Genomic DNA, 21,642 nt, shown 5'->3' with positions numbered 1-21,642 from the left:
TTCCAGCGGGCGCGTTTATACCATAATTCGAGCAGCCAACGCCATTATTTTTACCAGCGCCCTTCCTTGTACCCAGCCTCTCGCGCCCTTAAAATGCCGGTTTGATACAAATCAATGGGAAGCCCGATGCAAGTATCGATCAAGACCCCGGAAGAAATCGAAAAAATGCGCGTTGCCGGCCGCTTGGCCGCCGAAGTGCTCGAAATGATTGGCGAACACATCAAGCCTGGAATCAGCACCGAAGAGATTGATCGAATCTGCCACGACTACATCGTGAATGAACAGAAGGCGATCCCTGCTCCGCTGAACTATAAAGGGTTTCCGAAGTCGGTCTGCACTTCCGTCAACCACGTGATCTGTCACGGCATCCCGTCAGAGAAGAAAATCCTGAAAGATGGCGACATCCTGAATATTGATGTCACGGTCATAAAGGATGAGTACCACGGCGACACCAGCAAGATGTGGACAGTGGGCAAACCCAAGCCCGGCACCGAGCGACTGATCAGCATTACCCAGGAGTGCCTCTATAAAGGTATCGAACTGGTCAAGCCGGGCACACGCCTGGGCGACATCGGCCACGTTATCCAGCAGCACGCTGAAAAGCATCGTTATTCGGTGGTTCGTGATTACTGCGGCCACGGCATCGGCAAGGTGTTCCACGAAGAGCCGCAGGTGATGCATTACGGTAAGCCCGGCACAGGCATGGAGCTGCAGGAAGGCATGACCTTCACCATCGAGCCGATGATCAACCAGGGCAAGTACACGACCAAGCTGCTGCCAGATGGCTGGACGGTGGTCACCAAGGATCACAAGCTGTCCGCTCAATGGGAACACACTATTCTGGTCACCGCCGATGGCCACGAAGTTCTGACCAAACGAGCGGAAGAGTCCTTCTAAGTGGACCTTAGCGAACTGGAGTCGCGCATCAGTAACGACGCCTCCCCGGTGTCTGCAGCCCGTGAGCTGTTGAGAGAGCGGTACAATGCCGACGCGGAAGCCTTCCGCCAGGGCGCCGATGTTCGCGCCCTTGTCCATTCCCGCGCCGACACCGTGGACACGGTGCTCAGGCTGATCTGGAATCGCTACCCCTTCTCCAGCTCGCCGGACATCGCACTGGTCGCGGTCGGCGGCTATGGCCGCGGGGAGCTGCACCCCCAGTCAGACATCGACCTGCTGATCCTCACCCGTTCCAGTATCGAAGAGAGCTGGCAGGACGACCTGAGCGCTTCATCACGCTGCTCTGGGATCTGAAGCTCGACATTGGCCACAGCGTTCGCAGCATAGAGGAAAGCAAAGCCGCTGCCCGCGATGACGTCACTATCCTCACCAACCTGCTGGAAACCCGCACCATCGCAGGCCCGGACGAGCTCCGGGACGAGCTGAGCACCCAGGTCTATGGCGATGGCGTCAGCACCGATCGCGATTACTTCATTGCCAAGCGACAGGAGCAGCGGGATCGCCACGACAAATACGGCGACACTGAGTACAACCTGGAACCGAATGTGAAGGGTTCGCCCGGCGCATTGAGGGATATCCAGACCATTGGCTGGATCACCAAGCGGCACTTTGGCCTCCAAAACATCGCCGACCTGACCCGGTTCAGCATCCTGACGGAAGAAGAACACCAGATTCTGTTCCAGGGCGAGACTTTCCTCTGGCAACTTCGCTACGGCCTGCAATTGCTGGCTGACCGGCCCGAGAACCGGCTATTGTTTGATCATCAGCGTGCACTGGCACAAATGCTCGGTTACCACGACGAGGGCAAGCGTCTCGGCGTTGAGCTGATGATGCAGTCCTATTACCGCACGGTGCTGGCACTGGCAGAGCTCGCCGACGTTATCCTTCAATACTACGACGAAGCGATCCTGGGCACAGGCACCATCGACGACATCCAGCCGCTGAACAAGCGCTTCCAGATTCGCAACCGTTATATAGAAGCGGTGAACAATCAGGTGTTCGCCTACGCTCCCTACGCCATCATGGAAATTTTCGTGCTGATGGCGCAGCACTCGGAGATCAAGGGAATCAGGGCCACGACCATTCGATCCCTGCGAGCCCACAGACACCTGGTTGACGACGCCTTCCGGTCGGACCTGGCAGTAACCACGCTGTTCATGGAACTGCTGCGAACCCCGCACGCCCTGGACCAGACCCTGTCAGCCATGAAGAAATACAACGTGCTCGGCCGGTATCTGCCGGAATTTGGCCAGATTATCGGGCAAATGCAGCACGACCTGTTTCACATCTATACCGTGGACGCCCACACCATGAGGGTGATCCGCAACATGGTACGACTGAACAGCACCGGGGCACGCACCGAATACCCGCTGGCCTCACGACTGATCCACCGTTTACCGAAGCTGGAAACCCTGTACATTGCCGGCATCTATCACGATGTCGCCAAGGGCCGTGGCGGCGATCACTCGGAACTGGGCGCAATTGATGCTGAGGCCTTTTGCCAGCGACATCACCTGAGCGAGCGCGATACCAAGCTGGTGTCCTGGCTGGTGGAGAATCACCTGCTGATGTCTATGACAGCTCAGCGCAAGGACATCTCTGACCCCGACATCATTCACAACTTCGCCCAAGCAGTACCCAGTCAGGCACACCTGGACTACCTGTACGTTCTGACCGTCTGCGATATCAGCGCCACCAACCCGAAACTGTGGAACACCTGGCGTGCCTCGCTGTTGCGCCAGCTGTACATCGAAGCAAAGCGCGCCCTGCGCCGGGGTACGGAAACACCGATCAAACGTCATGAATGGGTCAGTGCCACACAGTCGGAAGCCCGGGAAATCCTGCACGCCCAGAATATGACCGACGAACAGATTGATCACATCTGGGACACGGTCGATGAGGACTATTTCCTGCAGGATTCGACCGTGGATATTGCCTGGCAGACGGCCGCCATTATCCGTCACGGCGACAATCCGGATCCGCTGGTGCTGATTCGCGACACCCGCGGCGGCCCCACAGATGGCTACTCCCAGATCATCATCTATATGAAAGACCGGGTTGCACTGTTCGCTGCCACTACAGCGGTGCTGGAGCAACTGAATCTCAATATCGTGGATGCCCGGATAAGTTCGAGCGAAGGCCCCTATTCGATCAGCTCCTATGTCGTGCTGGATGAAAAAGGCCAGCCTCTGGGCACAGACCCGGCGCGCAAGGACCGGGTGCGAAAACGCTTGATTGAAGAGCTGGACGATCCTGATGATTACCCCGACATCATTCATCGCCGCACACCGCGGCAGCTGAAGCACTTCGCGTTTCCCACCGAGGTGACCTTCTCAAACGACACCATCAATCAGCGTACAGTCATGGAAGTGATTACGCCGGACCGACCTGGCCTGTTGGCCCGTATCGGGCAAGTACTTCTGGATCACCGGGTGCGCCTGACCAATGCCAAGATCGCAACCCTCGGCGAACGAGTGGAAGACGTCTTCTTCGTGACTGACGAACAGGGCGAACCCCTGCGCGATCCGACGATATGCCATGAATTGCAGCAAGACCTCTGTAAAATGCTGGACGATATTCAATGAATCCAAACCTGGACCGACTTCATCCCTACCCCTTCGAAAAACTGGCCAAGCTAAAAGCAGGCATCTCCACACCAGAACACCTGCGGCCAATTTCTCTGGGCATCGGCGAGCCCAAACACCCGTCACCCGAGTTCGTAAAGCAGGTTATCGCGGACAATCTCGACAAGCTCGCCAATTACCCGACGACCAAGGGCACCGACGAGTTGCGCACCACCATCGCCGAGTGGGCAACCCGACGCTTCCAACTTGAAACCGGCTCACTGAGCGCGGCCGACAATATTGTTCCGGTCAACGGAACCCGGGAGGGCATTTTCTCCCTGGTCCAGTCCGTTGTCGCAGGCAGCGATTCCGCCACGGTGGTTAGCCCGAACCCGTTCTACCAGGTGTACGAAGGCGCCGCTTTCCTGGCTGGTGCCACCCCCGTCTACCTGCCCTGTGACGGATCCAACGGCTTCATTCCTGATTTTGGCGCGGTACCGGATTCGGTCTGGCAAGACTGCCAGATCCTTTTCCTGTGCTCGCCGGGCAATCCCAGTGGTGCGGTGATGCCCCGGGAGACTCTGGTACAAGTCATCGAACTGGCAGACAAGCACGACTTCATCGTTGCCTCGGACGAATGCTATTCCGAACTTTACCCCGATGAAAACCAGCCGCCCGAGGGCCTGCTGCAAACCTGCGCCGCCATTGGCCGCAATGACTTTGCCCGCTGCATCGTGTTCCACAGCCTGTCCAAGCGCAGTAACTTGCCAGGCCTGCGATCCGGCTTCGTGGCCGGCGATGCCTCGGTACTCAAGGGGTTCCTGAAATACCGCACTTACCACGGCTGCGCCATGCCCATCCACAACCAGCTGGCCAGCATTGCTGCATGGCAGGACGAAGCTCACGTGGTTGAGAATCGAACCGCCTATCGCGCCAAGTTTGAGGCCGTAGTGCCCGTTCTTCGCGAGGTCATGGACGTCGAATTCCCCGATGCAGGTTTTTACCTGTGGCCAGTCACACCCATGGACGACGAAACCTTCGCCCGGGAACTGTCGGCCCAGCAAAACGTGCATGTGCTGCCCGGTCGCTACCTGTCCCGTACCGTCGAGGGCCACAACCCCGGAGAAAACCGAGTTCGGATGGCCCTGGTGGCGCCCCTGGAAGAGTGCGTGGAAGCAGCGCGGCGAATTGTTGAATTTGTGAAGGCAAATACCCCATGAAGATTTACGGCATCAAAAACTGCGACACCGTCAAGAAAGCTCGCAAATGGCTCGACGAGCAAGGCATTGAACACAGCTTTCACGACTTCAAAAAAGACGGCCTGGATGACGCCCTGCTCCAAAGACTCAAACAGGCGGTTGGCTGGGAAACCTTGCTTAACCGCCGTGGCACCACCTGGCGCAAACTTCCGGACGAGGTTCGTGATACCATAGACGGTTCATTTGCCCACAACCTCATGCTGGAAAATCCTTCCATCATTAAACGACCGGTGGTCGAGCATGAAGGTTCGATTTCCGTTGGCTTCAAGGCCGACGATTGGGCCCAACAGTTTTCAAACGCTTAAGTCTGACGATCATAAAGGAGCAACCACCTGATGAGTTTCGCATTCGGTATCGGCATCGGCACCCAGAACAGGCAGGGACATTGGCTGGAAGTCTATTACCAGCAGCCGGTTATGACCCCCGATAACGCCCTGATGGAAGTGGTTCAGAACGCCCTGGACTACAAGGGCGGAAATCAGGCGATCAGCGCCACCGCCGAGCAGCTCAGCCAACTTGCCCACGCTCTGCGTCAGATTGGCGAGGCCGACCAGGCACGGCTTGCGGAAACCGCCGCAAACAGCAAACGTCCGGTTGTAGTGACCATCTTGGAAACCGACGACACGGCTTCCAGCACGCCTGAGGTATACCTCAAACTGCACCTGATTTCCCATCGCATGACCAAGCCCCACGCGTTGAAGCTCGACGGCATTTTCGGTTTGCTTCCGAACCTCGCCTGGACCAGCGAAGGCGCTGTCGATCTGGGCGAGCTGCCGGACCGCCAGCTGCAGGCACGGGTTGAAGGCCGCACGCTGGAAGTAAAATCCGTCGACAAGTTCCCGCAGATGACCGATTACGTGGTGCCATCCGGCGTACGCATTGCGGACACCGCCCGGGTGCGTCTCGGTGCCTACGTCGGCGAAGGTACTACTGTCATGCACGAAGGTTTTATCAACTTCAACGCAGGTACCGAGGGCACCAGCATGATCGAGGGCCGCATTTCGGCGGGCGTCATGATCGGCAAGGGCTCCGACCTGGGTGGCGGCTGCTCCACCATGGGCACTCTGTCCGGTGGTGGCAACATCATCATCGCGGTGGGTGAGAACTGCCTGATCGGCGCCAATGCCGGCATCGGTATCCCCTTGGGTGACCGCTGCAAGGTTGAGGCCGGCCTGTATATCACCGCAGGTACCAAAGTAGCACTGCTGGATGACAACAATAAGCTGGTGGAAGTTATCAAGGCCCGTGACCTGGCAAACCAGCCCGACCTGCTGTTCCGTCGCAACAGCCAGACTGGCACCGTGGAATGCAAAACCAACAAGTCCGCCATCGAGCTGAACGAAGAACTGCATGCAAACAACTGAGTCGAAAACCCTTGAGCTGGCCATTGACCTGATCCGCCGGCAATCCGTCACACCGGATGACGCGGGCTGTCAGGCGCTGATGATGTCGCGCCTGGGACCGCTCGGTTTTGACGGCGAAAACCTGAGGTTTGGTGACACTGACAACCTCTGGGCCCGAAAGGGTTCAGAGGGTCCGGTGCTGGCCTTTGCCGGTCACACCGACGTGGTGCCAACGGGCCCGGAGAAAAACTGGGCCCACCCGCCGTTCGAGCCGGTCATCAAGGACGGCTTCCTGCTGGGTCGCGGGGCAGCCGATATGAAAGGCAGCCTGGCAGCGTTCGTCACCGCCTGTGAACGCTTCGTTGAGGCCTATCCTAACCATCGTGGGTCAATCGCGCTGCTGATCACCAGTGACGAGGAAGGTCCGGCCCAGGACGGTACCGTGAAGGTGGTAGAAACCCTGGAAGCCCGGAACGAGAAGATTGACTGGTGCCTGATCGGTGAGCCCTCCAGCACGACGGAAGTCGGGGATGTGATCAAGAATGGCCGCCGTGGCTCTTTGCACGGCTACCTGACGGTTCGAGGTGTTCAGGGCCATGTCGCGTACCCCCATCTGGCAGACAATCCCGTACACACAGCCGCGCCGGCTCTGGACGCGCTGGCCCGGGAGTTCTGGGACAATGGCAACGATTTCTTCCCGCCCACGACCTTTCAGATCACCAAGATCGAATCTGGAACCGGAAGCAACATCATTCCTGGCGAGTGCCTGGTGCATTTCAACTTTCGTTACTGCACCGAGAACACCGCCGAGAGTCTTGAAGAGCGCGTGGTCGCCATTTTGGACCGGCACGGCCTGAAATATGATCTGGACTGGCATCTGAGTGGCAGGCCGTTCCTGACTGATCGCGGCGCGCTGGTTTCAGCCAGCCAGAATGCCATTCGGACAGTCACTGGCCGGGAAACTGAGCTGTCGACCTCAGGCGGAACATCCGATGGGCGCTTTATCGCCCCTACCGGTGCTCAGGTCGTGGAGCTCGGCCCCATCAATGCCACTATCCACAAGGTGGACGAGTGCGTGAAGGCCGAGGATCTGAATACGCTTTCCCAGATTTACGAGCAAATTCTGGTTGAGCTTCTGGCCTGACGCCGCCCAAGCCGCCCTGCCTCAGTAATGAGGGGGCGGTGTTTCCTCCTCTTCACTCTTGATGTTCGAGGGGGAAACTTCTTTCAATTGCCGATGCAACAGCTGCTTGGCTTGCCACAACTCGCGAAGCTCCAATTCCTGCTTAGCCACCTGCTCACTCAGCGTATTTATGACGTCATCCTGGAATGCCATCCGCGTTTCCAGTTCGTCGAGTCGTGTTTCCAGATCTTTCTCACTCATAATTGCTGCTGCAACTCCCGTGCACGGATCGTTTGAGAATGTGACTGTGTGACTTTCGGCGCCTCTGCTTTCTTTTGCTGATAGCTTTGGTTGATAGCTTCGACTGATAACTTCAGCACGTTCTGGACCTGACAGCCGCATTGCCTTAGTCAGCAAACCGGATAATCTGGTATCATGCCGCTTTTGCCCGCAGGCGCCTTTACCAACAGGCCAACCGGCGGTTTTCATCGACCGGGTATGCGATTTTACCCGATATCCGGTTTTTTATCGTTAGCGTTACAAGAATGGAGAAATCTTAGTCAATGCGTAATCCAGCCAAAGCGATCCTTGTTGCTCTTCTGATCGCCATTCCAGCTCCCTTTATCCTCGGTTTCCTGCTGGTATCATTTACCCCGGAACTGTTCCAGATCCTGTCGCAGTCCGAATCCAGCGAATTGGCCAACAGCACACGTTTGTCCTTGGTAGTGCCCAGGGGATTGCCGCCTATATCATTGCACTGGTGATCTTCACCGTGGCCGGTTTCCTGGCAGTATCCCTGTCGGCCAAGCAGAAGAGCACAGCACGCAGCTCATCTGGTTCAACCGCACGCTCACAGAGCCAGTCGTACAATGATGAAGATGACGGCGACTACGACGACGGCAGCCCCGAGGGTGACGAAGAAGGCACCGTAAAGTGGTTTAACGTGAAGAAAGGCTTCGGCTTTATCGTTCGCGACAGTGGTGACGAGGTATTCGTTCACTTCCGCGCCATTCGTGGCCGCGGCCGCCGGGTTCTGCGCCAGGGTCAACTGGTTCGCTTCAATGTTGTGGAAGCGGACAAAGGCTTGCAGGCGGACAACGTGTCTATCCTGAGCGACTGACACCGGTGTTCAAGAAAAAGGCAGCCCTCGGGCTGCCTTTTTTAGTTCCAGACGACCAGGTTTTCACCCCGGTGATCCAACCGCCACCATTTTTCCTCAGCGACCGGCTCTCCTTCCTTCCAATCGCCCGGACTGCATCGGATCTCCGTATCCATTGAACGCCAGGCGCTCCTCGCGCACTCCAGGTCGGTATGCCAGGGCAGACTCTCCCCTTCCATCACCAGACAGGTGAAACGTTTTCCGAATGCACCCGGATACAGCGATATCCTCAACCGTGTACCCGCACACAGGGCGTGCCCCTTGATCACTGACGTCACCTGACTGTCATCCAACTCCAGACTGTCCAGATGACCTGTCAGCCATTGTGAAACAGTGCCCTCTGCAAGGTCACGAATGTATATTTCCAGATCCTGCACCGGCTGAATCTCCATCCTGTTGATTACAATGCAGCACATAGTGAACCGGGCCGGTGTCTGCTGCAAGCCAACGTTCCAGTTCACGCTGCAGGTCAGCCACCGACAATCGCCTCAGCGTGCCTGCAGCTTTTCGCTCACACCAGGTTCTTTCCAATGCAGCTTGCCGGCGCTCGATGTCGCCCAGCGTCTCAGCGATTGGAGGCGGCGCCTCCGCACGCGCCAACGCCACCAGATTCTGCCGGTGCAAAGTATCTGCCGCCCCGGCCAGAGCCACTCTGCCCATGGGTCCGCAACGGGCAAAAAGATCCAGCCTGGCGGCGGCCCGTTCCACCCACTCCAGCATGGCACCGGGCGTGGTTATACGGTTGTTTGCACATTGGGCCGCAAACCGAAGGACCGGTCCGGACAGCTCAACCTTCCAACGCTTTTCGATGTCAGGCTGATGCGCAGTCAGTATCGCCTCGCGCTGAACAGCATCGGAATCCGGCAAATCAACAATCTCGAGAGCTCGCCCCAAACGACGCTCTAAGAAACACTGATCGTCCTCTGCGCGCTCCGGCCCGAGTAACAGGATCGGTCCTCGCCAGTTGCTGACCAGCTCAGACGCCAGGCTTCCCGGCCGTTCCATCATGAGCATCAGGTCCGATGGCGACGTGTTGTCCAGCACCAGCAATGGCCATTCACGCGGTGAGGTCTGATCGGACGCAGCGAGAGCCGGCAGGTCGTTTGCCATTACCTCGGCCTCACGACGCAGATCCAGCTCCAGATAATCCCGGTTTACCGCCGCCAGCATAATGGGCAGCCAACTGGACTTACCCGCTCCAGATTCTGCTCGAATCCAAAGCAACGAAGAGGATGAGGCAGAAACCGTGATGGCAACATCCTCCGCCAGCTCCACCCACTGCGCATTGGTAGCCACCAGAGGCGCACCGGTATTGGATGCGATTCCGGCTGGGACAGTATCTATGCTTTCACATGGCCAATGGGGTACCAACTCAAGCACCGCAACATAAGCCTTATCCCGCAATCGCTCCATGCCCGTCGTGAGCACGCTGAGGAGCAGATTCCATTCGAGCCAGGGTGCGTCGCTGAGCTCTCGGGAGCAAGCAAACCAGTCGACCAGCTGAGACGACAACGCGCCCTCTGCACCAACCTCGGTGACGATCGGTTGCTCACACTGTACCGTTCGCACCAGCTCATCAAGATCAATCCCGCAGCCGCGCAGAAAACGGGGAATATCGGGGCAGGTATCAAGAAGCGCGAGCAGAAAATCTTCCACAGTGATAACGGCACCACCGCGCTCACCGACACTGTCTCGCGCTTTTACCAGCGCCGCCTGGCATTCAGGCGCCAGGCATCCTTGCCAATCATCCATCACACGCTCCATGTTGAAACCGCATCATCCTGATGCAAAAAGCTGGGGCTAAAGCACTAAGCTCCCCGGAACCGGCAGCCTACCAGCTACCAGTGTTTTCCATGCTGGCCCACGGCTCTTTTGACGCAAGCGCCTCACCTTTTTGCAGGAGCTCAATGGAAATGCCGTCGGGGGTGCGCACGAAGGCCATATGCCCATCTCTGGGAGGACGATTGATGGTGACAGCATTCGCCTGCAGGTGCTCACACAGCGCATAAATGTCGTCCACCCGGTACGCCAGATGGCCAAAATTCCTGCCGCCGGAATACTCTTCCGGATCCCAGTTGTAGGTCAGTTCAATCATTGGCGCCTTCTCTTCCCGGGCGCGCGCCTCATCCTCTGGAGTTGCCAGGAACACCAGGGTAAAACGGCCTTTTTCGCTGCTCTTCCTACTGATTTCTTTCATGCCCAGAAGGTCACAGAAAAAGTGCAAAGTCTCGTCGAGGTTGCTGACACGGATCATGGTGTGCAGGTATTGCATATCGGCTCCTGTTTACGGCTAACTGATGTCGGGCGTGGGTTCGCCCTTACCTGACAACCAGTTTACGGTATTCTGGACGGATGACTGTACGTACCCCCAACAATAGCCTTCTTGATTTCCAGCATCCTGCGGTTCGCCACCTGGGGTGGCTGTGTTCTGCGCCTCAGCTGTTACATTCGCCGGCAACCTTTCAGCCCAGCGATTACCTGCCCCCGGATTATCTCGAAACCCTGAAAAAATGGGACCAGAACCCCGAGACCGCACCAGCGCTGCTTAGAGAAGTTCCCCAGCGCAGGCTTGGCTTTTACTTCGAGCGACTCTACGAAGTAATGCTCTCCGACCTGCTCGGCTGGGAGATCCTGCTGAAGAATGTCCAGATCCAATCCAACAGACACACGCTGGGAGAACTGGATTTTATCGTTCACAACACCACAGACGATCGAATTGAACACCATGAGATTGCCATCAAGTACTATCTGGGGGTACCCAACGGTGGCAGCGAAGCGCTCTGGTACGGCCCCAATGCCCGGGATCGACTGGATATAAAAGGTGATCGGCTGGTCAATCATCAGAGCACCCGCACCCAGCAGCCGGAAACACTGGCATTACTTTCAAGCCACGGAATAAACGGCCCAATAACCGCCCGGATATTCATGCCCGGCTACCTGTTCTATCCGTTAGCCATTGCCCTTGAAGCACCTTCGACAACACCCCAAAACCATCTTCGCGGCTGCTGGACCTATGCCGACACGCTGGAAGAAACGGATACCTCAACCTGGGTCCAACTGAACAAGCCACACTGGGTGGGCCCCTGGTGCCAGTCCGCAACACCATCGGGCACCGAAGCCAGACAAGCGATCACTGACATCCAAGTCGACCGCATTCCGCGACTGTTCTCAGAACTGAGTCGCGATAGCGCTTCCGACCACTGGCAGGAACGAAGGCGAATCTTTGTTGTACCTTCGTCCTGGCCTGCGCAGCCCAAGTAGTCGATCTACGCATCGAAGTGATTCGAGGCGAAGACGGAGAATATGCCCCTTTCGATTTATCAAATAGGCCAAGCGCCCTCCGGGCGCAGTTCCCGATACTCGGCCATGGACACCTTGCCAAGGTGAGGTGTCAATTTGCACTGGCGAGACGCCCAGGGATACTGATTTTGCCGTCTTAACATCTCCGCGCCCTCGCTTGCTCTCCAGGCTCAAGGTCGAGGTCACGCCAGTACCTGGGGTTTCGGTTGGTCTCGTTGTCATGTTTGCGAGTCACGGGGTCCAGATGACGAAATGGTTCCAACCGAGGCACATCAGGTAACGGTTCAGACACGTCCATGTAGCGTTGAAGCATATCCACAGTGCCAGTACTTCTCCCTTCGTAGCCTCAATGCCGCTGAGCCAAGTCTGGTTGAAAGTCTTTTGGGTGTAGCGATGGACGAACATCAGTCGGTAGAAGATACCGCCGTGCTGGATAACCCGCTCAACGTAGGCATCGAACTCCACAAACGGCGCTTCGAAAAATCGCTTGCGTCCCATCGCGAAACGAACCTGGCCAGTTAAACGATTGAACTCACTACATCCATCCTCCAAAGCCTTGTCGAATTTTCTCTCTATGGTTTTCTCGAATGGCTTGAGGAAAAACGCAATTCCGGTGCTCATTAGCCAGTTGGTGGTGCAAGGAGTTATCCAAATCGCGAAAACAATCCAAGCAAAGCCGACGCCAACGCCCCCAAATAGGGCTAGGAGGTAGAGGAAATCCGACACAGAACTTCCGTACAACCAATGAGCTACGACCTGAGAAATTGCCACCGGCACGGAAAACCAGAGAAAGAGGACCCAGGCAAAAGGAAGCGCCAACAGTATAATTTTCAAGCCTACTTTTTCGTTGAGAAATCGAATTTTTTGATGGTTCCACCACCAGTGCTTACTTTGAAAGTCTGGATCGGTGACCTCATGCTCCTGAACGATTTCTGCATCCTGCAATATTCTGTAGAAAGGGTCGATGCGCGCATAGACGCCCGTCGGTTGAAGTTCATCTCCCATTCGATTGCGCTTGGCGTTCGCTGTAGGTAGCGGCGCAATAGCCGAGGCCTCGAACGCTGTCTTACGAATCTCGAATTCTTCCGCCTCGCTCATATGGCCACCTCAGTAAAAAACCAGTAAGGGGATTCGGTCTGACCACCGGGGGCAACGCCGCCTTTGCTTTTCGCCGGAGGGCTACTATGACGAGCCATATCGAAAGGTTCATACTTTTCAGATATCGGGGAAGGGAATGCGATAGACCCCAGTTCTGTTGAAATGACCGCCTGCAACCCGACCCTAACAGCTGTAATTATCGACTCGTGATACCCGAAACCTTGTAGAGCCCTCTCATGCAAATTCCGTTTCACGAGGAACCTCACAGCTGACTGTGTAGGCAGAGATTGTCGAGAGACAACCTTTCTTAATTGGGAAGTACTCCGGAGATAATAATCGTGCACTGCCCCACCTGAACCCGGCACTGCCGTGGTCGATGAGACATAGGCCAACTCTTGAACGACGAGTTTAAACGAATTCTGCGGCAAGCTTGGTTGCAGAGAACCTGAGATCGTCAGTTGGCTTACGAGAGGGGTTTTAATGGTGATTACATAGTCGTCCGAGGTCGGAGGGTGGTCTTCATTTGAGAGATCCGGATCTTGATCAGAGTCCCCATACTTTTGGGCAGTCACAGAAATTGGAGATAGCAAAGTGAGTAACTGGCCAAAATAAGCCGGATCATTCACTGATTTATCACCCTGGCCCTCGTATTTACCCAGAGGACCGTGTTTTAAGAGCTGCTCAAAGCAATCGTCCGCCGCCAGGCCAGCATAAAGGGCACCTCCCACAACCATCGACATTCCAAGAACGGCCCATCCCCACCCAGGAATAGCAAGAATTGTGGCCATCAGCGGATTTGAGAAAAAGATTATCCCACCAGCCAGTGCAACGGCGTGCCCAGTCGCCGAATCATAATCGTTATTCGCTAGGCTTTTATGCAGATTGAGGCCGCTAATAGACGCTCCGATGGCACCAGCAGTGAAACTGGCCAAACCAACGGTTCGCACCAAGGTCGAGGCCCCCACTTTTCTCAACCGGTTGCCAATAAAAAACCAATTCTTGAGGTCAAAAAGTGGCCTGACTGCGAATCGAAAAACCTTGTTACCTGTGCCCTGTGCGGCGTTCGAGTTTAGGACTATCGACAACTTTAGGGATGCCGCGGTGATTTCAGATAGACCTCCGGCGGCCGCCCTCCCGTAAGCCCACGCGAGTTCTTCGCCAGTCCATTTATCGCGTGCCGCGTTTATCGATATTAACTCGACCGCCAAGTTGAATACTGCTAACGCAAGAAGCCCTCGCGAGACCGCCGGCCCATCGACAATATCGTTAACACTCTTGGCAAAATCGACCCTAATCAAACCAAGTTTCTTTGCTTCCGCATGCCCCGCCGGAGCATAAAAAACCGATGCATGACCGGCGGCTTTCTGGATCGCTAACTCCAGTTCGTCCACCGCCCTGGAGGGGCTGGTCGAACCCAACATCTCGCCGGTATCGTCGACTAGATCGGCGTAGAGATAATCGTTTTTACGCGTCAGGATGCCTTCAGTCCGGTCGAACTCCGTCAGCCCGCGAGTCAGGCCCTCGCCTCTCACCCCAAGAATCGTGCCCGACGACTCAACACCGCGACGACTGACAATGCTGATGCCAGCAAGTGCCGGGTCAGCCAGAGTGAAGTTCGAGGCTGCAGACTGCATCACCCTTTGTATGTCGACCTGACTCACCACGCCCTCTTCCATGAGCCGCTCGCCTACCTTCAGGACTGCTGTGCTCCATTCCTCCAAGGCGCGTGCGACCAGGCTACCCACCTTGCCTGCGTCCGAAATATTTTTGACGATTCCACCATCGCCAGCCTCGCGGTCGTGGAGCTGTTTTTCCAGATAAGCAAGGGACTGGAGATTCAATCGGTCCAGCATCTCCTCCGTAATCTCACTACGATCCTCCGTCAGCCGCAGGAGCAGGTCATGTGCCGACTTGGACTCTTCGGACAATTCGTCGTCATCAGCATCTGGAGATTGAGGTGCCCAGGCCGTCAGGAAGTCGCTGTCAAAGAGCCACCGCTTGAGGCTCTTGAAGAGATCACTCTCTCTGGCAAAGCCGTTTGCCCTGAGAACCCCCGGTATCTGCTGTAAAAGGTTCAACTTATCCGCAATCAGCAGGTATCCCTCGCAGATTGCCAGGTCCCCGCATTCTCGGTAATCATCCAGCACCGCCGCCAGAACCGAGCTTTTCATCATCTCCTGAAGTCGTTCCACATGCCGGTTAATGACAGCAACCGCGTGGTCCTTTTCTTTGGTATCGAGCACCGCATCAAGCTTTTCTTTGTCGATGGCATCTGCGTATTTCTGCAGATCGGTTTTGCCATCCAGGGTCAATGGATCAAATACAGCCTGTCGGATCAGCATGGCGGAGTGGGCCATAGGCTTCTGCTTGATCGAGGTATCCACGGCATCGAGGTAATGGAGTGCGAGGTGCAGCTGGGCCAATGAGTGACGCAGCTGGAAAAGCGGGTCGGGGATTGAAACACCGACAACCCCCTTTTGACTGCGAAGCTCTTTCAGCAGGTCTTCGCCTGCTTCCCCGTTGAGGTCCATACCCATTGAATCGTGGCCATCGTCAGAGGCAATCTGCTCGAGGCGACGAGTCAGGCGCATACACAGTTCGGTGTCATCAGGTGTTGCGAAGTCAGGTTGGTAGACAGCCGGGTTTTCCAGCATCAGCTCCATACCAAGATCCCGGGCCCGTAGAGCAGTCACATTCGCAATGCTCGATGCCGGATAGCCCTTCTCGAAGACAAGGTCGTCGACCGTGACGGCTGGCCAGGCATGCTCGATGCCACTGGTTCGGGTGAGCCTCGCATTGGCGTCCTGCTCAAGACGAGTTATGTAACGCCAGTCCCACTGGACTTCGCTGTAGGCAACACGAATTTCATTGATGACAGCTCGCCCTTGCAAGAGAACAGGCACCAGGAGGTTTGATAGCCATTCACCTTCGCTGGCTCGGACTACGCTTCCGGGCTTCTCGAATTTCGCCCGGGCCAGACGAACACTTTGGAGGTCGACATCACTCATCAACCCATGAGTGTCAATTTCCAGCTCACGCCAGAGCTCGCTCCCTCGGAACACGTACAAATAACCCGGGCGCAGCAGAGCAACAGCCCGCCCGGTATGGAAAGTCAGTCCACCGGATTTAAAGGGAAGATTTTCGGCAAGCTCCGCCAGCGGTTTAATGCGAAGCAGCGTGTTTTCCTGGTGCTCGTCCTGCTCGACACTCGATTGGGCACGCTCCAGAAGAGTGAGATTGATGTACCCGCCGGCGCGTTTCGGAACCGATAGAATCAGCTCACCAGGATTGCTGTCATCGTACTCGGCACGGCGGCGCACCGAATTTTCCAGGGTTTCATCCATAAAACTCAGGGTATTGGTCATTGCTCTGATTCTCCCGCTACAGAGTTAATGACAACCACATCTTCACCAGCGGACGTGCCTCCAATGACGTCGACGATCAGCTCTCTGCGGGGTTTCTCAAATTCGCGAGGTGGAACAGATTCCGCCGCGGCGTTGCGTCTCTGGCCGACTTCCGCGAGTTTTTCAGGAGGAGCAGCGGCACAGCCATCCATGCTCAGGCCCGCGGGCAGCTCAGCGCTCAACAGATCAATATTCGAGCCCCTACCCGGTGAGCCGCCTGAATTGATCTTGATGCCCGGGCCGCTCAAGGTCACACCACTAGCATCCAGCGTGATGAAGCTGCCGCCACCTGAAATTGTGAGCTCCGCACCGGCGTCCAGTACGACTTTGGAGCCAGCCTTATGATGAACCTCGCTCCCGGCCTCACTTGCGGAGACTTCACCGACAGAGCTGTGCCAGGTGCCACCGATGTCCTGACTGAAATCTGCACCGTAGGCTCCCGCTTTTCGCCGCCGACGCCGGCATGTTCGTTTCCTTTAACGTGGCTGAAACTGTGATTTATCACGGTCAGGTGGCTGTCGTTTCTGATGACCTCGGTGCGATTGTGTTCGGTGAGCAGGTCCAGGTCTTTCTGGGCGTGGACATAGATCTGCTCCTTGTCCGCTTCGTCCTCGAATCGTAATTCGTTACTGCCCTCGCCTTTGTGAGTCTGGGTTTTCAGGGTGGTGCGGGTTTTGTGTTCCGGCAGTGGGTACGGTGGTTTGTTGGTAGCGTGATAGGTACGCCCGGTGATAATCGGCTGATCCGGATCGCCATCCAGGAAGGACACAATCACTTCATGGCCGATGCGAGGCAAGGCCATGAAACCATATTGCCCACCAGCCCAGCCCTGGCTAACCCGAAGCCAGGCGCTGCTGTGTTCGTCGTTCTGGCTGTAACGATCCCAGGGAAAGCGGACCTTTACTCGGCCATGTTCGTCGCAGTGAATCTCTTCACCCTCGGGGCCGGTCACGATTGCAATCTGCGGTCCGTCCATGATGGGGCGATGTACACACCGCGGGCGCCAGGTGAGGTTCGCGGGGATGGCGCTGAAGCTGTTGCGGTAGGTAGTCGGTTCCGATCCGCCCTCTTCCTCCAGTGCCTGCGGCTGCTGGCCCTGATGGGTAACAGCGGTGAGCAGCCAGTCCCGGTTCAGGTGCGGTTGGTCATGATCAGTGAGCTCAACCTTAGCGCCCGGTGCGAAGTCCGGGCGATTGCTTTCGCCCTGGGCGGTGCTGGCGTCGTTTCGAAGTGCATCCAGTCTGGCCCGGGTAAATGGCTGTCCACTGGCATCAGCCTTGAACCGGCCCGGGTAGTCGACGTGCTGATAGTCGTCGCGATGGTTGGGGGCGCTGGCGCCCTGCTCGTGCATCAGAGCGTAGGCGGGATTCTTGAAGGTGTAGTCTTTGAGCGCCACCGAAGCGGCGCGAACGCGTTCCTGGTAGCGGAACTTGAACACCGACAGCTGCCGGTGACTGCCACCCGCAGAGGCGTTATATCCGGCCGGAACCAGAACCGGCGCATCGCGTGATGGTCGGAAAAAATCAGCCCAGCCGATGCACTGCGGTCTACTGAACCAAGCTGATAGCGGAAATGCCAGCCTTCCTCGGCAGCCAGCCGTTCCAGAAACGCCAGATCGCTTTCCCGATGCTGAACGCAGTATTCCCGCTCCGCAGGCTCGCGTTTTAGTTCAAACACTGAATCCACAATGCCCCGCTCTTCCAGCAGTGTGCGTGCAATGGAGTCGGGACGTTGCTTCTGGAAAATCCGGCTGTTGTACATCAATCCCAACCGCCACAACGGCGGCTGGATGACCAGTTCATAGCGGGTTCGACGGCGGCCGGAGTCGCCGCGAACAAATTCGCTGACCACACCGGTGAAGCGACGCAGCGGATCGCCATCCTGCCAGACCAACAGTTCGACGGGCTGCTCGAGCACATCAGCGGCGCCAATAGCGGGATCGGTACTCGCCAGCTGCAAGCGGCCATGAAACAACTCGGAAAGGGCTTCGGTCAGCGCAAAGCCAACCACAGAAAAAACATCGGGTGGGAGCTCACCTACACGGGCGGTGAACTGCAATCCGCTTGCCTGGGGCATGTCTTCCGTCCTTGAAGAAAAATTTCCTGCTCATCCTGAGCGAGAACGTGAGTATACCGGCGGTCCAGGGGAATGTAATCAAATGGCCTCGTTCACCTCTTCAGGATGAGAAGTTGACCACAGGCTGATTCTGCTGCACCCTAATCTGGTTTCATTACGCAACCGGAGATCAATGTGAGCGAATATAAAAATCGAGCCATAGTCCTCAAACAACGCCCGCAAGGGGAAATCCAGGATGGGGATCTGGTCATAGAAGAGCGCTCCGTAAGAGCGCCTGGTGACGGCGAAGTCGTTGCTCAGATTCTTTGGCTATCGTTGGATCCCTACATGCGCCCGCGCATGAACGACTCCAAAGGGTACATGGATCCCATTGGTATTGATGAGCCCATTGTGGGCGAGAGTGTTGCCCGCATTGTGGAGTCCCGGTCCGACAAACTGGAGGTTGGTGATCTGGTGACCTGTTATTCAGGCTGGCAGGAATACGTAACCTTCCCCGCCGACGCACCCATGGTCTACAAGATCCACCAGAAGGATAACGTACCTCTGCAAACCTACCTGGGCGTGGCCGGCATGCCGGGCCGCACAGGTTATTGCGGCCTGATGTACGTTGGCCTGCCCAAGCCCGGCGAAACCGTGGTGGTCTCTGCGGCTTCGGGCCCGGTTGGCACCGTGGTTGGCCAGACCGCCAAAAGCGAAGGCTGTCGGGTTGTCGGCGTCGCAGGCGGTCCGGAAAAATGTGATTTCGTGATTAACGAGCTGGGCTTTGACGCCTGCGTCGATTACAAGGCGGGCAACCTTGAGGCTGATCTGAAGGCCGCCTGCCCCGACGGCATTGACGTTTATTTCGAAAACGTTGGCGGTGCCGTTACCCGAGCCGTTGCACCTCTGCTGAACAACGGTGCCCGCGTACCCATCTGCGGGTATGTGTCAGCCTACAACGCCACTGACATGGCTCGGTGGAAACACCTTTCCACGTTCTCAAGGCTCTGGATCCCGTGCCCGAGCACCGCTTTTTCCTCGTCACTGAATGGCAGGACAAGCATCAGGAAATCACGGACATCCTGGCTTCACGCATCGCCAGTGGAGAATTGAAGTACCAGGAAACCATTGCAGAGGGATTGGAGAATGCCGTTGACGCCTTCAAAGGTATGCTCAACGGCAAGAACTTCGGCAAGCAGCTGGTACACATCGCCGACTGATTGGTTGGCAGCCGTGTGATAACCGGGAAGGTCAGTCTGCGACCTTCAGCAGAACCTTCCCGGTGTTCTGGTTCTCGGCAACGTAGGTCATCGCCTCTTCAACCTTGGTGATCGGCCACTCGCTGTCGATCTGCGGGCGGATCTGCCTGCGCTCAGCAACGGCCATACGTGCCGGTGCAGCGCCTGCATTACCTTGCCTTTGTCGACCACGGTGCGCGAACGCAGCGTGGAGCCAATCAACCGATGACGCTTCACCAGCATGAGCCCCAGATCCACCTCGGCTTTGCGGCCGCCCATCAAGCCAATCAGTACGATACGGCCATCCACGTTCAGGACTTTTTGGTCCTCGCCGATGTAACTGCCCCCCACCGGGTCCAGAACCATATCAACGCAGCCCCAGCTTTTAACCGCCTCCACAAAAGAACCGTCGTTGCGGTTCCAGACACCGGTCGCGCCCAGCTGTTGACACGTTTCCAGCTTTGCTGCATCGCCTGCGGTCGCAAACACCGGATTACCAAACGCTGTTGCCAACTGGATAACTGCCGTGCCCAAGCCGCTCGCTCCGGCATGAAGCAGTAGGCGCTCGCCCGGCTGCAATTCCGCTTCCTGATAGAGGTTGAGCCAGGCGGTGGCGAACACTTCCGGAATGGCCGCCGCCTGGTCCAGTGAATAGCCCTTGGGCACGGGCAATACCTGAACCGCAGGCACAACGACCTTGGTGGCGTAACCGCCACCAGTCAGTAAAGCGCAAACATCCTGTCCTACTTCCAGGCCACTGACCGACTCACCCAGTGCCGCAACGCGGCCACTGACTTCCAAGCCCATAATATCGGATGCACCCGGTGGCGGTGGGTAAACGCCGGCCCGCTGCATCAGATCAGCGCGATTGATTGCAGTCCAGACAACATCGATTTCGACATGGTCGGCCGGCAGTTCTGTGTAATCTTCACAGTCCTCCCAGCTGAGTTTGTCTCCGATTACCTTGATCGCTTTCATCATGTCTGAGGTCTCGGTTTTAGAACATCAGCTCAGCATACCCGATGTTTTTCCAGCGTTGTAATGAGAATATTTTCATAAGCGGCCGCAAGCCTGCCCATGCCCCATTCCAAAGGTTCCAGGGGTTCAACAGATTGGTTCAGCATTGCTGTCAGCCGGTCGGCGGCACCGCGCGCTTCGGCCTGGGCATCGTCAGTAACGCTGGGATAGAGCTGCGAGGATGGCACGTATTCGGGATAGGCCAAACGGTCAGGCGCCAGGGCTAGGCAGCCGGAAGCCATGGCCTCGAGCATCGACAGCCCCTGAAAATCGTGCAGTGCCGTGGAAATCACCACATCTGCCTGCTGTAAAAGCTTATCGTAATCCGAGCGCTGAGGCAGGAAGCCCCAATGTTCCAGGCGGCGCCCATGGCGCTGGCGAATGGCGTCGAACGCCTCCGGCTGCTGCCGAAAGGTTTGCCCCACCACGCTCAGACGAAAATCCTGGCCTCGGCTGTCCAGCTCATCCAGAAGCGCGAACAGACGATCCGGACCCTTGTCGTATTCCCATCGATGATTCCACAACAGATGCGGACAGGTTCGGTTCAGGGGCTCCGTTCGATCTACGAACAGGCGGTCCTCAATGGGAACGGGTAACACCTGGGATTTTTCTGCCAGCTGGCCCAGTGTCTCCATGGGCACACCATCGGGCAGCTTGCGATAGAGTTGGGCTACCCCCTCCAGAAAGCTGCGACGGTTCCAGTCACTGTTGAACAGGACAACATCGGCGGCAAGGGCGCTGTAGAGATTTACCATTTGCGGGTCGACGCTGGCGTGCTGTCCTTGCGACTCCGGGTAGGCAAACTGATTTTCATGCATGTATAGAACGGCAGGCGTTGCAGCGAGGTGTGGGTGCAGGCCTCGGATGGAAACCAGATCCACCATCGAGGTCACCAGCAGCAGATCCCATCGCTGTTGCATCAGGGGCTCGTTGAGCCAGGTGAGTGCGTTACCCCGAATCCGCCAGCGGAAGAAGCGCGCTGGAAGGGTCAGTGTCTGCCAGTCGAAGTTGGGCTGGCTGTCGACCAGCTGCTCCCGCCAGCGCCGGTGGCTGTCGGCGTCATAGGCTGAGAGCAACAGGATGCGGGGTTTTCGGGCTGGGGTCTTATCGGGCATGCAAGCATTC

General features: G+C 56.9%; 14 protein-coding genes and 4 pseudogenes. 9 read left to right on the top strand and 9 right to left on the bottom strand.

Annotated elements, in window-relative coordinates:
* Positions 1-126: 126 nt before the first annotated feature.
* From map to dapE, 6 genes and pseudogenes are all read left to right on the top strand, one after another.
* Complete coding sequence (gene map / locus AU14_RS16185; RefSeq protein WP_041342503.1) at positions 127-897, top strand: type I methionyl aminopeptidase; 771 nt, start codon at positions 127-129, stop codon at positions 895-897.
* Positions 898-3,542: pseudogene (locus AU14_RS16180) on the top strand ([protein-PII] uridylyltransferase).
* Positions 3,539-4,741: a succinyldiaminopimelate transaminase gene (gene dapC / locus AU14_RS16175; protein ID WP_041342499.1), complete on the top strand. Its 1,203-nt coding sequence runs from the start codon at positions 3,539-3,541 to the stop codon at positions 4,739-4,741. The pseudogene AU14_RS16180 and the gene dapC overlap by 4 nt, the downstream one beginning before the upstream one ends.
* A complete protein-coding gene (locus tag AU14_RS16170) occupies positions 4,738-5,085 on the top strand; it encodes an ArsC family reductase (protein WP_041342496.1) in 348 nt (115 codons plus the stop codon). The genes dapC and AU14_RS16170 overlap by 4 nt, the downstream gene beginning before the upstream one ends.
* Before the next feature lie 30 nt (positions 5,086-5,115).
* Positions 5,116-6,144: a 2,3,4,5-tetrahydropyridine-2,6-dicarboxylate N-succinyltransferase gene (gene dapD, locus AU14_RS16165; RefSeq protein ID WP_041342493.1), complete on the top strand. Its 1,029-nt coding sequence runs from the start codon at positions 5,116-5,118 to the stop codon at positions 6,142-6,144.
* The gene (gene dapE / locus AU14_RS16160; protein ID WP_041342490.1) at positions 6,131-7,267 is read left to right on the top strand and encodes a succinyl-diaminopimelate desuccinylase; all 1,137 of its coding nucleotides are present in this window, start codon (positions 6,131-6,133) and stop codon (positions 7,265-7,267) included. Before dapD ends, dapE begins: the two co-directional genes overlap by 14 nt.
* A 21-nt stretch (positions 7,268-7,288) precedes the next feature.
* Here the strand turns inward: dapE and AU14_RS16155 are convergent, their stop codons facing one another.
* Complete coding sequence (locus AU14_RS16155; RefSeq protein ID WP_041342487.1) at positions 7,289-7,507, bottom strand: SlyX family protein; 219 nt, start codon at positions 7,505-7,507, stop codon at positions 7,289-7,291.
* Positions 7,508-7,809: 302 nt separating this feature from the next.
* Here AU14_RS16155 and AU14_RS23515 point away from each other — a divergent pair.
* Positions 7,810-8,366, top strand: a pseudogene (locus AU14_RS23515) (cold-shock protein).
* A gap of 41 nt (positions 8,367-8,407) precedes the next feature.
* Here the strand turns inward: AU14_RS23515 and AU14_RS16145 are convergent.
* The 3 genes from AU14_RS16145 to AU14_RS16135 form a co-directional block, all read right to left on the bottom strand.
* The gene (locus AU14_RS16145; protein ID WP_041342484.1) at positions 8,408-8,782 is read right to left on the bottom strand and encodes a hypothetical protein; all 375 of its coding nucleotides are present in this window, start codon (positions 8,780-8,782) and stop codon (positions 8,408-8,410) included.
* Positions 8,754-10,157: a hypothetical protein gene (locus AU14_RS16140; protein ID WP_041342481.1), complete on the bottom strand. Its 1,404-nt coding sequence runs from the start codon at positions 10,155-10,157 to the stop codon at positions 8,754-8,756. The genes AU14_RS16145 and AU14_RS16140 overlap by 29 nt, the downstream gene beginning before the upstream one ends.
* Positions 10,158-10,236: 79 nt before the next feature.
* Positions 10,237-10,677: a VOC family protein gene (locus AU14_RS16135; protein ID WP_041342478.1), complete on the bottom strand. Its 441-nt coding sequence runs from the start codon at positions 10,675-10,677 to the stop codon at positions 10,237-10,239.
* Positions 10,678-10,757: 80 nt separating this feature from the next.
* Here AU14_RS16135 and AU14_RS16130 point away from each other — a divergent pair, with 80 nt between their 5' ends.
* Positions 10,758-11,666 (top strand): DUF1853 family protein, encoded by a 909-nt coding sequence (locus AU14_RS16130; RefSeq protein WP_041342475.1) that lies wholly within the window; start codon positions 10,758-10,760, stop codon positions 11,664-11,666.
* A gap of 270 nt (positions 11,667-11,936) precedes the next feature.
* On the opposite strand, the gene AU14_RS16125 is transcribed toward AU14_RS16130, so the two are convergent.
* From AU14_RS16125 to AU14_RS16115, 3 genes and pseudogenes are all read right to left on the bottom strand, one after another.
* On the bottom strand, positions 11,937-12,803 hold the full coding sequence (locus tag AU14_RS16125; RefSeq protein ID WP_052472093.1) for a hypothetical protein: 867 nt from the start codon (positions 12,801-12,803) through the stop codon (positions 11,937-11,939).
* Positions 12,800-16,168: a toxin VasX gene (locus AU14_RS16120; protein WP_052472092.1), complete on the bottom strand. Its 3,369-nt coding sequence runs from the start codon at positions 16,166-16,168 to the stop codon at positions 12,800-12,802. The genes AU14_RS16125 and AU14_RS16120 overlap by 4 nt, the downstream gene beginning before the upstream one ends.
* A pseudogene (locus tag AU14_RS16115) lies at positions 16,165-18,283 on the bottom strand (type VI secretion system Vgr family protein). Before AU14_RS16115 ends, AU14_RS16120 begins: the two are co-directional and overlap by 4 nt.
* Before the next feature lie 174 nt (positions 18,284-18,457).
* Between AU14_RS16115 and AU14_RS16110 the strand changes: the two are divergent.
* Positions 18,458-19,375 carry an NADP-dependent oxidoreductase gene (locus AU14_RS16110; RefSeq protein ID WP_236744162.1) on the top strand — a complete coding sequence of 306 codons (918 nt, stop codon included), beginning with the start codon at positions 18,458-18,460 and terminating at the stop codon, positions 19,373-19,375.
* A 138-nt stretch (positions 19,376-19,513) separates the two neighbouring features.
* Here the strand turns inward: AU14_RS16110 and AU14_RS16105 are convergent.
* Positions 19,514-20,478: pseudogene (locus tag AU14_RS16105) on the bottom strand (NAD(P)H-quinone oxidoreductase).
* A 32-nt stretch (positions 20,479-20,510) separates the two neighbouring features.
* Positions 20,511-21,632: a tRNA-queuosine alpha-mannosyltransferase domain-containing protein gene (locus AU14_RS16100; RefSeq protein ID WP_041342472.1), complete on the bottom strand. Its 1,122-nt coding sequence runs from the start codon at positions 21,630-21,632 to the stop codon at positions 20,511-20,513.
* Positions 21,633-21,642: the final 10 nt, after the last annotated feature.

Origin of the sequence: Marinobacter similis (assembly GCF_000830985.1) — a bacterium.
Lineage (GTDB): Bacteria > Pseudomonadota > Gammaproteobacteria > Pseudomonadales > Oleiphilaceae > Marinobacter > Marinobacter similis.
The sequence above is the reverse complement of the archived record's forward strand: the minus strand, read 5'-3'. Positions and strand labels throughout refer to the sequence as shown.

What these genes read in the sequence shown, in the direction of transcription:
- map (WP_041342503.1), top strand. Translation starts at nt 127, where the DNA reads ATGCAAGTATCGATCAAGACCCCGGAAGAAATCGAAAAAATGCGCGTT.
- dapC (WP_041342499.1), top strand. Translation starts at nt 3,539, where the DNA reads ATGAATCCAAACCTGGACCGACTTCATCCCTACCCCTTCGAAAAACTG.
- AU14_RS16170 (WP_041342496.1), top strand. Translation starts at nt 4,738, where the DNA reads ATGAAGATTTACGGCATCAAAAACTGCGACACCGTCAAGAAAGCTCGC.
- dapD (WP_041342493.1), top strand. Translation starts at nt 5,116, where the DNA reads ATGAGTTTCGCATTCGGTATCGGCATCGGCACCCAGAACAGGCAGGGA.
- dapE (WP_041342490.1), top strand. Translation starts at nt 6,131, where the DNA reads ATGCAAACAACTGAGTCGAAAACCCTTGAGCTGGCCATTGACCTGATC.
- AU14_RS16155 (WP_041342487.1), bottom strand. Translation starts at nt 7,507, where the DNA reads ATGAGTGAGAAAGATCTGGAAACACGACTCGACGAACTGGAAACGCGG.
- AU14_RS16140 (WP_041342481.1), bottom strand. Translation starts at nt 10,157, where the DNA reads ATGGATGATTGGCAAGGATGCCTGGCGCCTGAATGCCAGGCGGCGCTG.
- AU14_RS16135 (WP_041342478.1), bottom strand. Translation starts at nt 10,677, where the DNA reads ATGCAATACCTGCACACCATGATCCGTGTCAGCAACCTCGACGAGACT.
- AU14_RS16130 (WP_041342475.1), top strand. Translation starts at nt 10,758, where the DNA reads ATGACTGTACGTACCCCCAACAATAGCCTTCTTGATTTCCAGCATCCT.
- AU14_RS16125 (WP_052472093.1), bottom strand. Translation starts at nt 12,803, where the DNA reads ATGAGCGAGGCGGAAGAATTCGAGATTCGTAAGACAGCGTTCGAGGCC.
- AU14_RS16120 (WP_052472092.1), bottom strand. Translation starts at nt 16,168, where the DNA reads ATGACCAATACCCTGAGTTTTATGGATGAAACCCTGGAAAATTCGGTG.
- AU14_RS16100 (WP_041342472.1), bottom strand. Translation starts at nt 21,632, where the DNA reads ATGCCCGATAAGACCCCAGCCCGAAAACCCCGCATCCTGTTGCTCTCA.